General features: G+C 57.8%; 12 protein-coding genes. 6 read left to right on the top strand and 6 right to left on the bottom strand.

Going from position 1 to position 14,785, the window contains the following annotated elements:
* Positions 1 to 36 precede the first annotated feature (36 nt).
* The 4 genes from ACJ8M3_RS19830 to ACJ8M3_RS19845 all read right to left on the bottom strand — a co-directional run bounded on the left by ACJ8M3_RS19830 (position 37) and on the right by ACJ8M3_RS19845 (position 3,122).
* A complete protein-coding gene (locus ACJ8M3_RS19830; RefSeq protein ID WP_004933951.1) occupies positions 37 to 1,071 on the bottom strand; it encodes a LacI family DNA-binding transcriptional regulator in 1,035 nt (344 codons plus the stop codon).
* A gap of 124 nt (positions 1,072 to 1,195) precedes the next feature.
* Positions 1,196 to 1,858, bottom strand: a complete 663-nt coding sequence (locus ACJ8M3_RS19835; protein ID WP_033645129.1) for an OmpA family lipoprotein — start codon at positions 1,856 to 1,858, stop codon at positions 1,196 to 1,198.
* A gap of 248 nt (positions 1,859 to 2,106) precedes the next feature.
* Entirely contained in the window at positions 2,107 to 2,559 is a 453-nt protein-coding gene (locus ACJ8M3_RS19840; RefSeq protein ID WP_033645128.1) for an N-acetyltransferase, read from the bottom strand.
* Positions 2,556 to 3,122, bottom strand: coding sequence for a DNA-3-methyladenine glycosylase I (locus tag ACJ8M3_RS19845; RefSeq protein ID WP_042783395.1), 567 nt, complete (start codon positions 3,120 to 3,122; stop codon positions 2,556 to 2,558). Before ACJ8M3_RS19845 ends, ACJ8M3_RS19840 begins: the two co-directional genes overlap by 4 nt.
* A 197-nt stretch (positions 3,123 to 3,319) precedes the next feature.
* Between ACJ8M3_RS19845 and ACJ8M3_RS19850 the strand changes: the two genes are divergently transcribed.
* Together ACJ8M3_RS19850 and ACJ8M3_RS19855 are read left to right on the top strand one after the other, a co-directional pair.
* The gene (locus ACJ8M3_RS19850) at positions 3,320 to 5,308 is read left to right on the top strand and encodes an autotransporter domain-containing esterase (protein WP_046687999.1); all 1,989 of its coding nucleotides are present in this window, start codon (positions 3,320 to 3,322) and stop codon (positions 5,306 to 5,308) included.
* Between the two features lie 592 nt (positions 5,309 to 5,900).
* A complete protein-coding gene (locus tag ACJ8M3_RS19855) occupies positions 5,901 to 6,647 on the top strand; it encodes a helix-turn-helix transcriptional regulator (protein ID WP_033652310.1) in 747 nt (248 codons plus the stop codon).
* Here ACJ8M3_RS19855 and ACJ8M3_RS19860 read toward each other — a convergent pair.
* A complete protein-coding gene (locus tag ACJ8M3_RS19860; protein WP_042783396.1) occupies positions 6,594 to 7,268 on the bottom strand; it encodes an acyl-homoserine-lactone synthase in 675 nt (224 codons plus the stop codon). The genes ACJ8M3_RS19855 and ACJ8M3_RS19860 overlap by 54 nt on opposite strands.
* A 475-nt stretch (positions 7,269 to 7,743) precedes the next feature.
* On the opposite strand from ACJ8M3_RS19860, the gene glyQ reads away from it, so the two are divergent.
* Both glyQ and glyS read left to right on the top strand, forming a co-directional pair.
* The gene (gene glyQ / locus ACJ8M3_RS19865; RefSeq protein ID WP_004933966.1) at positions 7,744 to 8,661 is read left to right on the top strand and encodes a glycine--tRNA ligase subunit alpha; all 918 of its coding nucleotides are present in this window, start codon (positions 7,744 to 7,746) and stop codon (positions 8,659 to 8,661) included.
* Positions 8,662 to 8,670: 9 nt separating this feature from the next.
* Positions 8,671 to 10,740, top strand: coding sequence for a glycine--tRNA ligase subunit beta (glyS, locus tag ACJ8M3_RS19870; protein ID WP_033645123.1), 2,070 nt, complete (start codon positions 8,671 to 8,673; stop codon positions 10,738 to 10,740).
* A 40-nt stretch (positions 10,741 to 10,780) separates the two neighbouring features.
* Here the strand turns inward: glyS and ACJ8M3_RS19875 are convergent, their stop codons facing one another.
* A complete protein-coding gene (locus ACJ8M3_RS19875; protein WP_308455557.1) occupies positions 10,781 to 11,560 on the bottom strand; it encodes a Fic family protein in 780 nt (259 codons plus the stop codon).
* Positions 11,561 to 11,593: 33 nt separating this feature from the next.
* Between ACJ8M3_RS19875 and ACJ8M3_RS19880 the strand changes: the two genes are divergently transcribed.
* Both ACJ8M3_RS19880 and ACJ8M3_RS19885 read left to right on the top strand, forming a co-directional pair.
* On the top strand, positions 11,594 to 12,313 hold the full coding sequence (locus tag ACJ8M3_RS19880; RefSeq protein WP_025304780.1) for a DUF3053 domain-containing protein: 720 nt from the start codon (positions 11,594 to 11,596) through the stop codon (positions 12,311 to 12,313).
* 542 nt (positions 12,314 to 12,855) lie between these two features.
* Positions 12,856 to 14,769: a PTS mannitol transporter subunit IICBA gene (locus ACJ8M3_RS19885; protein ID WP_033652307.1), complete on the top strand. Its 1,914-nt coding sequence runs from the start codon at positions 12,856 to 12,858 to the stop codon at positions 14,767 to 14,769.
* Positions 14,770 to 14,785 lie beyond the last annotated feature (16 nt).

A 14,785-nucleotide genomic window follows, 5' to 3' on the forward strand; every position in this document is an offset into this window, starting at 1 on the left:
TGAAGGCGGGGCGGTTAAGGCCCCGGAGAAGGCGGGTTAGCGGGTGGTGGAGCCGCGGACGATCAGCTCGCCGGAGAACATCTGCTCGCCGCTGGGGGCGGCCAGACCCTGAATACGCTGCACCAGCCGCTCCAGCGCCGCGTGCCCCATTTGGTAGGTGGGTTGTTTCAGCGTGGTGATGCCGACGCCCGCCAGTTCCGCCCACTCCAGCTCGTCGAAGCCCAGCAGGCCGATGTCGTTGCCCCACTGGATGCCGAGCCGGCGCATGGCGCGCGCCACCTGCAGCGTCAGGGCGCCGTTGGCGGAGATCACCGCCTTGCGCATGCCGCGATGACGGCCGCTGAAATCGCTCAGCACCTGTTCCAGTTTTTGCCGATCGTTGAGCGGCGTTTCGGCCTGCTCCGCCAGCAGCGCAGGGTGCTGCGCCATGGTATGCCTGAAGGCGTGCAGGCGTTCCAGGCGGGTATTGACCGTACCGAGCGGTTCGCTGAGGAACAGGATCGCTTCGAAGCCTTGTTGCAGCAGGTGCTCGGTGGCGACGGTGGCGGCTTCGCGGTTGTTCAGGCCCACTACGTCGCAGGCGAAGTCGGGGATTTTGCGGTCGATCAGCACCATCGGCAGCATCGACTGTTGCAGCGTGGATAACGCTTCCTCGCGCATGCCGACCGCGTTGACCACGATGCCTTCCACCCGGTAACTGCTGAGCAGCTGCAGGTAGTGCTGTTCCTGATTGACTTCGTTGTTGGTGTTGCACACCAGCAGGGTAAAGCCGTGTTGGCGGCAGGCGGCCTCGATGCCGCGCATCACGTCCACCGAATAGGGGTTGGTGATATCGGCGAGGATCAGGCCGATCAGGCGTGTTTGGCCGCCCTTCAGGCTGCGCGCCATCTGGCTTGGGCGGTAGTCGAGCTGCTGGATCGCCTGTTCGATGCGCTGTTTGAGATCGTCGGAAAGCAGGTGCTGTTCACCATTCAGATAGCGTGACACGCTGGTCTTGCCGGTTTTGGCGATGCTCGCTACATCGCTGATGGTGGCGCGTCCTGAGGCGCGCGTTGCCTTGACAGTGCTCACAGCCGATCCCTCCTGCGGTTAATTGCCAAGGAGACTACCATACCCGGCGTGCGGGCGGGAATGTTGAAGGATAAGGAGAAAATCGCAGGGAAGCGGCGGGGCGCCGGTGGCGCCCCGCGCGGGATTATTGCAGCGGGCTGAGGGTGATCTCGACGCGGCGGTTTTGCGCCTTGCCTTCCGCGGTGCTGTTGGACGCGATCGGGTTGTCCGGGCCGGCACCGGCGGTGCGGATACGGTTCGCCGCCACGCCCTGGGTGATCAGCGCGCTGGCTACGCCATCGGCGCGCTGCTGCGACAGGTTCATGTTGAGCGAACGGGAACCGGTGCTGTCGGTGTAGCCGATGACGTTGACTGCGGTTTTCGGATACTCTTTCAGCACCATGGCGACGCCGGTCAGGGTATTGGCGCCCGCCGGTTTCAGCGTGGCGCTGCTGCTGTCGAAGGTCACGTTGTTCGGCATGTTCAGCACGATGTTGTCGCCCTGACGGGTGACGCTGACGCCGGTGCCTTTCATCTTGTCGCGCAGTTTGGCTTCCTGCACGTCCATGTAATAGCCAGCGCCGCCGCCGAGCGCCGCACCGGCCGCCGCGCCGATCAGCGCGCCCTTGCCGCGATCTTTCTTGGAAGAGGACAGTACGCCGACGCCGGCGCCCAGTGCGGCCCCGAGGCCCGCGCCGATGCCGGACTTGCCGACTTCGGATTCGCCGGTGTAAGGGTTGGTGGTACAGGCCGACAGCGTGAGCGCGACGCTCACTGCGCCGGCAATAATTGCAATGCGTTTTTTCATGTTCTTGTCCTTAATGGCATCAATATCTGTACGCGCCGGCCCAACACGGGGGCGCAAAAAAGTAGGCGACGCAGGTGGGGCCCGCATCACCGCGCTACTATGACGCGTTGGCTCGCCGGCAGTTCCGGAGAAAAACGTGACAAATGATGAGCGCGGGTAAGTGCTGGGGGAGTTATGCGACAAAACGCCGGGCGGCGCCATGCAGCGGATTCCTAATTGCGCGCCGCCAGGGCGCGAATGCGCCTTTTTTAACCGTAACCGGTTGAATTCTCGATTGCCGGCCAGTTCATGATCAGCGTATAGGCCTGGGTTTCGTCGTTAAACAGGCGCTGCGTCACCTGAAAACCGTGCTTGTGGTAAAACGCGCAGGCGCGCAGGTTTTGCTGATAAACCTCCAGGCTGAGCCGGCGGTAGCGCTGCTGCACGTGCGTCATCAGCGCCCGGGCTACGCCGCGGCCGTGATACGCCCGATCGACAAACAGCGCGCCGATGAACTGTTCGTCCAGCACGCTGATAAAGCCGACGATCTCGTTTTCATGCCAGCAGGCCCAGCTCTGCGCGCGCGGCAGGTAATTTTCCCGCACCAGTGCGGCGCTTTCACGCCAGTATTTTTCCGCCACGAACGGATGGGCGGCGATGGTGCTGGGCAGCCAGAGCGCCATCAGCCGGTCGATATCCGCCGGGCCACAGGGGCGGATCACCGTGGCTTTGGGTAGCACATGCACCCCGTGAGATGATCGTTCACCAGCCCGCTGGCCTGCATGAAGGCGTAACAGATGGTGGAGCCGATAAACTTGAAGCCGCGCTTTTTCAACGCCTTGGACATGGCGTCGGACTGCTCGGTTTTGGCCGGAACCTGGTTCAGCGCTTGCCAGCGGTTGAGCTGCGGCCTGCCGCCGACGAAGTCCCATATGAAGGTGACGAAATTCTCGCCGGCCGCCTCCATCGCCAGATAGGCTTTGGCGTTGGTGATGATGGCTTCTATCTTGCCGCGGTGACGGATGATGCCGCTGTCTTGCAGCAGCCTTTCCACGTCTTGTTCGGTCATGGCGGCGACCCGCTGCGGATCGAAATCATGGAAGGCGCGGCGGTAGTTCTCGCGCTTTTTCAGCACGGTGATCCAGGAAAGACCGGCCTGTTGTCCCTCCAGACACAGCATTTCAAACAGCTCGCGCGCGTCGGTGGTGGGCGTGCCCCATTCCTTGTCGTGATACTCGAGATACAACGGATCGGCCGTCACCCAACCGCAACGTTCGTCTGCCATCCTGAATGTCCTTATGCTGTGTTTATGAACAGTAATCATCGCTCGAAGCGGTGAACTTGGCAAGCCTCTGATTGTTTTGTCCGCAGCCCCGCTTGACGTGACGAAAAAGCCGACAATAGTTACTACATGGCCGGTGGAAAACCGGCCAACGATAAAAACGACATTGCCTTCATTTGCAGGCTCTCAGGAGTCGATTCATGCCTCTAAAAATAACATGCATGCCCCGCCCGGCGGCGCTTGCAGTGGCGTTACTTTGCAGTGTGACCCTTCCGGTTCAGGCGTATGACCAACTCTACGTCTTTGGCGACAGCCTGAGTGATACCGGCAACAACGGCCGGTTCACCTATGACGGCAGTCAGCACCTGCTGTACGACGAAGCGTTGGCGCAACGCATCGGCGCGGCGCTGGTGGCCTCGGACAACGGCGGTGAAAACTACGCCGCCGGCGGCGCCGTGGCGGTGCCGGGCCTGAACCCGGTCGACAACACTCAGGATCAGGTGCAGCGCTACCTGAATCGGGTTAACGGCCAGGCCGATGGCGACGGTTTGTATATTCACTGGATCGGCGGTAACGATTTGGCGGCGGCGGCGCTGAACGCCGCTACCGCGCCCGGCGTGGCCTATAACAGCGCCGCGGCCGCCGCCGCGCAGGTGCATTCGCTGCTGAACGCCGGCGCCGGCACGGTGATCGTGCCGACGGTGCCGAACATCGGCTCCACGCCGCAGCTGATGGAACTGATCATTCAGCAGGCGCTGCCGCCGGTACAGGGGGCGGCGATTCAGGCGGCCTATGCCACGCTCAATTCGGTGGCTACCCCGGACAACGCTTCGCGCACGCAGGCGATCCACGCGGCGTTGGCCGCCGCGGCGAAGCAGGGCAGCGCGATCCCTCAGGTGCAGCAGGCGATCGCCGCCCAGCTTGTGGCGGCATATGACAGCCTGAGCGCGCAGGCCGCTCAGCTGACCGATTTCTATAATCAAAGCGAAGACCGTTTGCTGGCGCAGGGGGGCGGCAATATCGTGCGGGTGGACGTGAACAAGCTGTTCGCAGAAGCGATCGCCAATCCGGCGCAGTTCGGCTTCGCCAACACGGCCGGCATGGCTTGTCCGGCGGGCGTTTCCTCGGCGGTTTGCCGTTCCGACATGCCCGGCTTCGACGCCGGCCAGTCCTATCTGTTCTCCGACCATTTCCACCCCAGCCCGCAGGCGCACCTGCTGATTGCGGATTATATCCAGGCGGTGTTGGATGGCCCGGCGCAGGTGGTGGCGCTGAATCAGGCGACGGCAGCGATGGCGCGTGACAGCCGCGCCACGCTCGATAGCCGTTTCCAGCAGCTGCGCAACGGCGACAATCCGCAGGGCTCGCTGGGCGTGTTCGGCGGCTACGCAGGCCAGCACTATGACTATGCCGATAACCGGGCGGCGGGGGATGGCAACGCCACCACCCACAACCTGACCGTCGGCGTGGACTATCAACTGACCGACAGCTGGTTGATCGGTGCGTTGATCGCCGGTTCCAACGACGCTCAGCATCCTTCCAGCCGCTATGACTACAAGGCGCGTGGGGTGCTGCTGTCGGCCTTCAGTTCGCTGGCCATATTCGAGCAGGGGTGGGTCAATGCCGATCTGCACTATGCGACGATGGATTATGACGACATCCGCCGCAGCATGCGGTTGGGGCCGCTGACGCGCACCGAAACCGGTTCGACCTCCGGCAAGCAGTGGGGCGCGCGCGTGACCGCCGGCTATGACTTCCCTATCGCTGCTTATCTCACCACCGGGCCGGTGGCGCAGTTCGCCTGGGATTACAGCCAAGTGTCCGGCTACAGCGAAGACGGTGATGACAGCACCGCCATGCGCTTCAACGATCAAACCTACCATTCGCAGATCGGCGCGTTGGGCTGGCGGTTGGATACGCAATTCGGCGTGTTTAACCCCTATGCGGAAGTGAGTTATCAGCATCAGTTCGGCGATGACGTCTACCGCGCCGGCGGCGGCCTGAAATCGACGCAAACCTCATTTACTCGCGACAGTGCGGGTCAGGACAAAAACTGGGTGGATGTCACGCTGGGGGCCAACATGCCGTTGACGGACAGAGTGTCGGCCTTCGCCACCGTCTCGCAAACCGGCGGCCTGAGCAGCGGCGAGCAGTTTATGTATAACGTCGGCGTCAGCGCGCGCTTCTGAGAACTCTCGGGAGAGGATAGAGCCTGTGACGGCGAGATGGCGAGGCGATGTGGGCGGATGAGACTGTACTTTAGTACAACTATCATTTATCGCTGAAAGTTCTTATCGTTATTGCATAACGATAAAATACAGCGCTACAAAAAAAAACTGATCCTATAAAGGATCAGGTAGCCACTTGGCCAACACCAGGGAAAATTTTGGTTATTATTGTATATCCAAATCTTCACTGTCAATGGCTTTTTCCCTTCATCATCGGATGCGGGGCGTTTTCGCCTGCCTGTCTGGCCCCCTCTCATCTTCAACGTGACAGAACGCTTTTGTCAGATGCATGTCATGATGCCGAGTTGTTATGATTTTGTTTTCTTTGTGTTTCTTTGCCGGATAATGCCCTCTGCCGCCCCTTCTTCAGCGACGCGCTTATTTCTCGATTAAATTAATTTCCCCTCCGAAATTATTTTAATTGACTCTTTAAAACACCTGTTGATTATTAACGCTTCCTATTATGCCTGTCGGTTTAATTTACTTGGCGGCGCAACCGGGTTATACTCTTCTCAGTTTTATAGTGATGTTATTTCTTGAAGAGGATTGGTGAGTGTCTAACTTTTTTTTCAATAATGAAACCATTAATGCCTCTATAAAAGAAGAGTTGGAAAGCGGGCTGAGCAAATACAATAATATAAAATATGCCTATGCTATAATGAATAAAAGAAATCCGACTAGCTTTTCAATCATTTCCAATAGAACGGAGTGGTTCGAGTTTTATATCAAAAATAACTATCAGTTTATTGATCCCGTTTTGATTACCGCATCGCATAGAATCACCCCGTTTACCTGGGATAAAGATTTGGAAATTGGCGCAGGATTAAAATTGCCAAAGATTTTTGATATGGCCAAGAACTACAATATTATTAATGGGTATACTTTCGTCTTGCACGATCATCATCATAATCTGGTGGTGTTATCCATTATGTTGGATAAGCATTGTGATGCGGATGTTGAACAGCAGATTGACAATAATAAGGCCGAAATTCAAATGCTGCTGATTACCATGCACGGAAAAATGACGGCGCTCTACCAGGAAATGAGCACGCCTGCTGACTTTGAAAAAATGAACCAGCGGGAGTTTTTCTCCAAGCGTGAAAATGAGATCATCTACTGGGCGAGCTTAGGTAAATCCTATCAAGAAATTGCCCTTATCCTGGGAATAAAACTCACCACCGTAAAATATCACATCGGCAACGCCGTCAAAAAGCTTGGCGTCACCAATGCCAAACATGCCATCAGGTTAGGTGTGGAGCTGCAGCTCATCCGGCCGCTTCTCGCTGACTCGGAAGGATAATGGCCAGGAATCCAACGGGTTATCCCACTTTGTGGCGTGTTGGTTGATGCGCGCCAGCAATCTGTTCCGGTTGGCATCGTCTATCGGCAGATAGATCAGATAAATATTTTTATTCTTTTCGGAGCATCCGGTTTTTACCACCGAGATATGCCAGCCGGAGCGTTGGAAAATAATGCGCATCGGGTGACTGATAATGGCGTATATGCCTTCGTAGCCGCAGCTTCTTGCATAGTTTATCATCGACAGGAAAAGCATGGTGCTAATTGGCGCTTGATGGAGTTGAAGTGCTTGAATGCGCGCCTTGTCTATAAATAATCTGCTGGCTTCAACGTAATTCCCTTCGGGGAGTTTTATATCGTTAAAGTAATTGTCGAATACGCCATCGCTGATCATGTTTGGGTATTTCGTTTCGATAAATCGCAAGCTGCAAATGACGTGATCTTGGTAGGTGCCGAAAATATAGGTGGCGTGACGGTTGTCGTATTCGTCAAATTCCATGTTATTTTCGCAATTAACGAGCCAGTCTAAACGGTCTTTAAACGTTTTTTTTCTTAAAGAGAATAGTTCTTTCGATCTGTTATCTGGCAGCAAATTATAGTCTACGTCAAAGAGCTCTATCATTTTCAATCTTTTTCCTAAGCGACTTAAATGGCTTTTTAGCTGCGGCTGTTATTTGTTCTTGTTATACTACCAGAGTCACTATGGCAAGTAAATTTCAGTCGATGCCGCGTCGGTAAGAATAAAGTAAATATATAACACTGAGTTATGTTTTTTTTCATTCCATTCACTTATTTGAATATTGTTCAACACGCCTGTTGTTTGTCGAAGAAGCCTCAAGCTGCCGGTAGTGGAAGCATGCGGGAGATGAATCGGCGTTTCTCTAAAGCCAGCCGATACCCGAGCCTGCGAAAGCGGTGCGGTTACCTCGCCCTCTGCGGCGCCGATGTCGCCGACGGTTTTCTTGGCCGACGGGTGAAAATCCAGCGCTTCTCGCCCCGATTCGCACTTGTTGCCGGATTCTGGCTGTATATCTTACGGTCAAAGGGTATACTGGCGCATTCCATATAAATCCACTTGTATCGCGTGCGAATTCAACATGCAAAAGTTTGATACCAAGACCTTCCAGGGCCTGATCCTGACACTGCAGGATTATTGGGCGCGCCAGGGCTGCACCATCGTTCAACCATTGGACATGGAAGTCGGCGCGGGAACCTCACACCCGATGACGTGCCTGCGCGCACTGGGGCCGGAGCCGATGGCCGCCGCTTATGTGCAGCCATCCCGTCGCCCGACCGACGGCCGCTACGGCGAAAACCCGAACCGTCTGCAGCACTACTATCAGTTCCAGGTGGTGATTAAGCCATCGCCGGACAACATTCAGGAACTCTACTTGGGCTCGCTGAAAGAGCTGGGTCTGGATCCGACCATCCACGACATCCGCTTCGTGGAAGACAACTGGGAAAACCCGACGCTCGGCGCCTGGGGCCTGGGTTGGGAAGTGTGGCTGAACGGCATGGAAGTGACGCAGTTCACCTACTTCCAGCAGGTCGGCGGCCTGGAGTGCAAGCCGGTGACCGGCGAGATCACCTATGGCCTGGAGCGTCTGGCGATGTACATCCAGGGCGTGGACAGCGTGTACGATCTGGTGTGGAGCAACGGCCCGCTGGGCGTCACCACCTACGGCGACGTGTTCCATCAGAACGAAGTGGAGCAGTCCACCTACAACTTCGAATACGCCGACGTCGACTTCCTGTTCTCCTGCTTCGAGCAGTACGAGAAAGAAGCCCAATCGCTGCTGGCGCTGGAAAAACCGCTGCCGCTGCCGGCCTACGAACGCATCCTGAAGGCGGGCCATACCTTCAACCTGCTGGACGCGCGCAAGGCGATTTCGGTGACTGAGCGTCAACGCTACATTCTGCGCATCCGCACGCTGACCAAAGCCGTTGCCGAAGCCTACTACGCTTCCCGCGAAGCGCTGGGCTTCCCGATGTGCAACAAGAAGAACGAGAACTAAGAGGCAGCCATGACTCAACAGACTTTCCTGGTGGAAATCGGCACGGAAGAGCTGCCGCCGAAGGCTCTTCGTTCCCTAGCGGAATCTTTCGCCGCCAACTTCACCGCCGAGCTGGACAACGCCGGCCTGGAACACGGTGACGTGAGCTGGTTCGCCGCACCGCGCCGTCTGGCGCTGAAAGTGGCCAACCTGAGCGCGGCGCAGGCCGATCGCGAAATTGAAAAACGCGGCCCGGCGATCGCTCAGGCGTTCGACGCCGAAGGCAAACCGAGCAAAGCGGCCGAAGGCTGGGCGCGCGGCTGCGGCATCACCGTCGATCAGGCGGAGCGCCTGGTGACCGACAAGGGCGAGTGGTTGATGTACCGCGCCCATGTCAAAGGCCAGTCGGCGCAACAACTGCTGGCCGGCATGGTCAGCACCGCGCTCGGCAAGCTGCCGATCCCGAAACTGATGCGCTGGGGCGATTCCGACGTGCAGTTCGTGCGTCCGGTGCACACCGTCACGATGCTGCTGGGCGCCGATCTGATCCCGGGCACCGTGCTGGGCATCGAATCCGCGCGCACCGTGCGCGGCCACCGCTTCATGGGCGAAGCCGAGTTCACCCTCGACAATGCCGACCAATACCCGCAGATCCTGCTGGAGCGCGGCAAAGTGGTCGCTGACTACGAAGCGCGCAAAGCCCTTATCAAACGCGACGCCGAACTGGCGGCGCAGAAGATCGGCGGCAAGGCCGATCTGAGCGACAGCCTGCTGGAAGAAGTGGCCTCGCTGGTGGAATGGCCGGTGGTGCTGACCGCCAAATTCGAAGAGAAATTCCTGGCGGTGCCGGCGGAAGCGCTGGTGTACACCATGAAGGGCGACCAGAAGTATTTCCCGGTGTACGACGCCGCGGGCAAACTGCTGCCTAACTTTATCTTCGTGGCCAACATCGAGTCGAAAGACCCGCAGCAGATCATCTCCGGCAACGAGAAGGTGGTGCGTCCGCGTTTGGCCGACGCCGAGTTCTTCTTCAACACCGACCGCAAAAAACGTCTGGAAGACAACCTGCCGCGCCTGGAAACCGTGCTGTTCCAACAGCAGCTGGGCACCCTGCGCGACAAAACCGATCGCATCCAGGCGCTGGCGGGCTGGGTTGCCGGCCAGATTGGCGCCGACGTCAACCACGCCACCCGTGCTGGCCTGTTGTCGAAGTGTGACCTGATGACCAACATGGTGTTCGAATTCACCGACACCCAGGGCGTGATGGGCATGCATTATGCGCGCCACGACGGTGAGGCGGAAGACGTCGCCGTTGCGCTGAACGAGCAGTATCAGCCGCGCTACGCCGGTGATGCGCTGCCGCAGTCGCTGGTGGCCTGCTCGCTGGCGATCGCCGACAAGATGGACACCCTGGCCGGCATCTTCGGCATCGGGCAGCATCCGAAGGGCGATAAAGACCCGTTCGCGCTGCGCCGCGCCGCGCTGGGCGTGTTGCGCATCATCGTCGAGAAAAACCTGCCATTGGATCTGCAGACTCTGACCGAAGAGGCCGTGCGCCTGTACGGCAGCAAGTTGACCAATGCCAAGGTGGTCGACGACGTGGTGGAATTCATGCTGGGTCGTTTCCGCGCCTGGTATCAGGAAGAAGGCCACGCGGTCGATACCATTCAGGCGGTGCTGGCGCGCCGTCCGACCAAACCGGCCGACTTCGACGCGCGCGTCAAGGCGGTATCCCATTTCCGTACGCTGGACGAGGCGGCGGCATTGGCTGCGGCCAACAAACGCGTCTCCAACATTCTGGCCAAGTCTACCGAAACGCTGAACGACAGCGTGCGCGCCTCGGTGCTGAAGGATGCGGCGGAGATCCAGCTGGCGACTCACCTGGTGGTGCTGCGCGACAAGCTGCAGCCGTATTTCGCGGCGGGCAACTACCAGGAAGCGCTGGTGGAACTGGCCGCGCTGCGTGAGCCGGTGGATGCGTTCTTCGACAACGTGATGGTGATGGCGGACGATGCGGAAGTGCGCGTTAACCGTCTGACGCTGCTGAGCAAACTGCGCGAGCTGTTCCTGCAGGTGGCGGATATCTCCGTGCTGCAGTAAGCGATTCTTTGCTGTGAAAAGGCGCCTGCGGGCGCCTTTTTTATGGTTGGCGTAACAGTCTGATACCGGCAGCGGTCAAGCGATAGCGTTGTAAACGGCTCTTGGGTTTATCCGGTAGCGTCATTTCAATCCAACCCGCATTCAAGGCCGGCTGTAGATAGCGCTCGCGGAAAGATTTTCGATCTTGCAACTGTAGAACATTCTGAAGCGTTTCTCGCGACATCTCCCCTTGCAGCGCCGCTAGCAAGTCAGCGACTTGGGGGGTGACTTGGGGGGTGACTTGGGGGGTAATGCTCAGCTCAAGCGCTTTTAGAATCATTTCCAGCATGAATTCAACGAAGGGTGAGCAATCGGTCTTTTGGTTGCTGGCATTCAGCGCCTGGTAATATCCGGGCTGGTTATCATGTACCAGGCTCTCAACCGGCACGTTGGCGAACAACGGATCCCAGCGTGACAAAATCAGCGTTTGCCACAACCGTCCCATACGGCCGTTTCCATCGGCAAAGGGATGGATAAATTCGAATTCATAGTGAAATACACAGCTGCCGATCAGCGGTGGCAGGTCGGTTTGTTGCAGCCAGATGAGCAATTGACGGATTAGCAACGGTACGCGTTCCGCCGGTGGAGCCATATGGATCACAACATTGCCGTTCATCACGCCGACGCCGCTTTGACGATAGCGGCCAGCATCAGGCAGTACGCCGTTTTCAACCGCCCGGCCGAGACAATGTTCACCGCAAGCGGAATCGCGTATCGGAACGCCGCCAGTTGATCTATTCTTATAGGCGCACGGAGTGCGGAAAAAGGGGCGGAGTCCAATGAAAAAGCAGGTTTATAACAGGAGTTATGTCACATGGCGGTAGGGATCCAGAGCAGAGGTTTCGCGCGTTGGTTGGCACCGGTATTGGCATTGTTGGTGGTCATGCAATTGACCGCCTGCGGCGATAAAGAGCCGGAACAGCGCAAAGCATTTATCGATTACTTACAGAATACCGTGATGCGCAGCGGGGCGAATATCCCCACGCTGAGCGAAGACCAGAAACAGAAGTTCGGCAACTATGCCGGTGATTACGCGATATTGGTCGGCTTTTCGCAGCAGTTGTCCAAGTCGGTCGGCGCCAGCCTGACGCCGGCGCTGGATCAGATTAACCAGATCCGCACCGCGCAGGACTACCTGAACAAACGCGACGCGCTGCAGCAATCGGTCGGGGCGTTGAACCTGTTGGGCCAGCAGATCCAGTCGGCCAAATCGCAGGCGGATACTGCCCACGCGGCGCTGAAGCAGCCTGACGATCTGAAGGCGGTGTACAACCAGGCCTATGACAAGATAGTCACCGCCCCGGCCAACGCCTTGATGCCGGCGATCCCGACTACCGCCAGCTTTGTGCAGGATCTGGTGCAGGTCGGCGACTTCCTGCAGAGCCAGGGCAATCAGGTCAGCTTCAACAACAACGGCGTGCAGTTCCGCACTGCGCAGCAGGTGGCGCAATACAACACCATGATGTCGAATCTGGTGGCTAAGCAGCAGAACCTGATGAATGCGCAGAAAACCATTCAAAGCGTGACGCAATAATAACGCGTCCAGGCGCGAAACAGGCCGGCATTGCCGGCCTGTTTTATTTCCCCTCAGCGTTTCCAATCGCTTGCTGGCTTATTGCGCAGGCTTCTGTACTACACTTCAATTAATCCATTCATTAGGCAATGTAGTTTTCTTTCATTCATCACTTCGCTAGTTCCCGGCGGGATGAGTGCTCACAGGGAAGATCAAACAGAGCGTTGCGATCGGCGCTGCAGCTAAAAATAAATTGTGACTAATGTCACAATTTAAAAACAAAACGCCAATTTAAAAATGTGATCATAGTCACTTTATTGGGGGTTTTGTGGCGACTTTTTTCTCACTGTGCTTTTTTTACACGCCATAAATGTGATCTTAGTCACTATAAAGGGTGGTTTATTGGGGTGTTGTGTGTGATTTGTATCACAAAAAATCCGAGAAGTTCGCGTGACAAAAACAGCGTGATAGAGTCCGTTTCGCATACAGCGGCAACACGGCTGGATCGTCACAACAATAATCACGCGCTCTATTGTCAGCGCGTAACAATAGGGGTGTGTTTTATGTTTTCACCAGACATCAAGGTTAAAGTGCAAAACTTTGGCCGCTTCCTGAGCAACATGGTGATGCCCAACATCGGCGCCTTTATCGCCTGGGGGATTATCACCGCGCTATTCATTCCAACCGGCTGGCTGCCGAATGAGACCTTGGCTAAGCTGGTAGGCCCGATGATCACCTACCTGCTGCCGCTGCTGATCGGCTACACCGGCGGGCGGCTGGTGGGCGGCGATCGCGGCGGCGTGGTCGGCGCCATCACCACCATGGGCGTTATCGTCGGCGCCGACATGCCGATGTTCCTCGGCGCGATGATCGCCGGCCCGCTGGGCGGTTGGGCCATCAAGCATTTCGATCGCTGGGTGGACGGCAAGATCAAAAGCGGCTTTGAAATGCTGGTGAACAACTTCTCCGCCGGCATCATCGGCATGCTGCTGGCGATCCTGGCCTTCCTGGGCATCGGGCCGCTGGTGGAGGTGCTCTCCAAACTGCTGGCGGCGGGCGTGCACGTGATGGTGACGAACAACCTGCTGCCATTGGCGTCCATTTTCGTTGAACCGGCGAAAATCCTGTTCCTGAACAATGCCATCAACCACGGCATCTTCTCGCCGCTGGGTATTCAGCAGGCCACGGAAGCCGGCAAATCGGTGTTCTTCCTGATAGAAGCCAACCCAGGTCCGGGCATGGGCGTGCTGATGGCCTACATGTTCTTTGGCCGCGGCAGCGCCAAGCAATCCGCCGGCGGTGCGGCGATCATTCACTTCCTGGGCGGCATCCACGAAATCTACTTCCCCTACGTGCTGATGAACCCACGCTTGCTGCTGGCGGTGATCCTGGGCGGCATGACCGGCGTCTTTACCCTGACGATGCTGAACGGCGGCCTGGTTTCTCCGGCTTCCCCGGGTTCGATTTTGGCGGTGCTGGCGATGACGCCGAAAGGCGCTTACTTCGCCAACATTGCGGCGGTATGCGCAGCCTTCGCCGTCTCCTTCGTGGTATCCGCTTTCCTGCTGAAAACCTCCAAGGTGAAAGAGGATGACGATCTGGAAGCCGCGACCCGTCGCATGCAAGAGATGAAATCGCAGTCCAAAGGCGGCGCGGCGGCATCGGTCGACGGCGATCTGAGCACCGTGCGCAAAATCATCGTCGCCTGCGATGCGGGCATGGGTTCCAGCGCCATGGGCGCCGGGGTGCTGCGCAAGAAAGTGGCCGACGCCGGGCTGAAGAACATCTCGGTGACCAACAGCGCCATCAACAGCCTGCCGGACGACGTGGATCTGGTGATCACCCACCGCGATCTGACCGAGCGCGCGATGCGCCACGCGCCGCAGGCCCAGCACATCTCGCTGACCAACTTCCTCGACAGCAAGCTGTACAGCGATCTGGTTGAGCGTTTGGTGGCGGTCAACAAAACCACCGACAACCAGCAGAAGGTGCTGGGCGCGCTGGACGACAGCTTTGAAGCCGGGGAACCGAACCTGTTCAAGCTGAGCGAGAGCAACGTGTTCCTCAACCTGCAGGCCAGCGACAAAGAGCAGGCGATCCGCTTCGCCGGCGAGCAGCTGGTGAAGGGCGGCTACGTCGAGGCGGAATACGTGCCGGCGATGCTGGAGCGCGAAAAGCTCACCTCCACTTACCTGGGCGAATCGATCGCCGTGCCGCACGGCACCATCGAGGCCAAAGACCGGGTGCTGCGCACCGGCGTGGTGTTCTGTCAGTACCCACAGGGCGTGCGCTTCGGCGATGAAGAGGATGAAGTGGCCCGTCTGGTGATCGGCATCGCCGCGCGCAACAACGAGCATATTCAGGTGATCACCAGCCTGACCAACGCGCTGGATGACGAGAGCGTGATCGAGCGGCTGGCGAATACCACCAGCGTTCAGGAAGTGCTGGACCTGCTCGGCGGCAAAAAAGCCGGATAACGGAATCATTTTAAAG

The organism is Serratia sp. CY55921 (genome assembly GCF_052167655.1).
GTDB lineage: Bacteria > Pseudomonadota > Gammaproteobacteria > Enterobacterales > Enterobacteriaceae > Serratia > Serratia ureilytica.

Bases quoted from the DNA above. Each gene is read 5' to 3' on its own strand.
- glyS (WP_033645123.1), top strand. From the start codon at position 8,671: ATGACTCAACAGACTTTCCTGGTGGAAATCGGCACGGAAGAGCTGCCG.
- ACJ8M3_RS19860 (WP_042783396.1), bottom strand. From the start codon at position 7,268: ATGATAGAGCTCTTTGACGTAGACTATAATTTGCTGCCAGATAACAGA.
- ACJ8M3_RS19845 (WP_042783395.1), bottom strand. From the start codon at position 3,122: ATGGCAGACGAACGTTGCGGTTGGGTGACGGCCGATCCGTTGTATCTC.
- ACJ8M3_RS19885 (WP_033652307.1), top strand. From the start codon at position 12,856: ATGTTTTCACCAGACATCAAGGTTAAAGTGCAAAACTTTGGCCGCTTC.
- ACJ8M3_RS19880 (WP_025304780.1), top strand. From the start codon at position 11,594: ATGGCGGTAGGGATCCAGAGCAGAGGTTTCGCGCGTTGGTTGGCACCG.
- glyQ (WP_004933966.1), top strand. From the start codon at position 7,744: ATGCAAAAGTTTGATACCAAGACCTTCCAGGGCCTGATCCTGACACTG.
- ACJ8M3_RS19850 (WP_046687999.1), top strand. From the start codon at position 3,320: ATGCCTCTAAAAATAACATGCATGCCCCGCCCGGCGGCGCTTGCAGTG.
- ACJ8M3_RS19835 (WP_033645129.1), bottom strand. From the start codon at position 1,858: ATGAAAAAACGCATTGCAATTATTGCCGGCGCAGTGAGCGTCGCGCTC.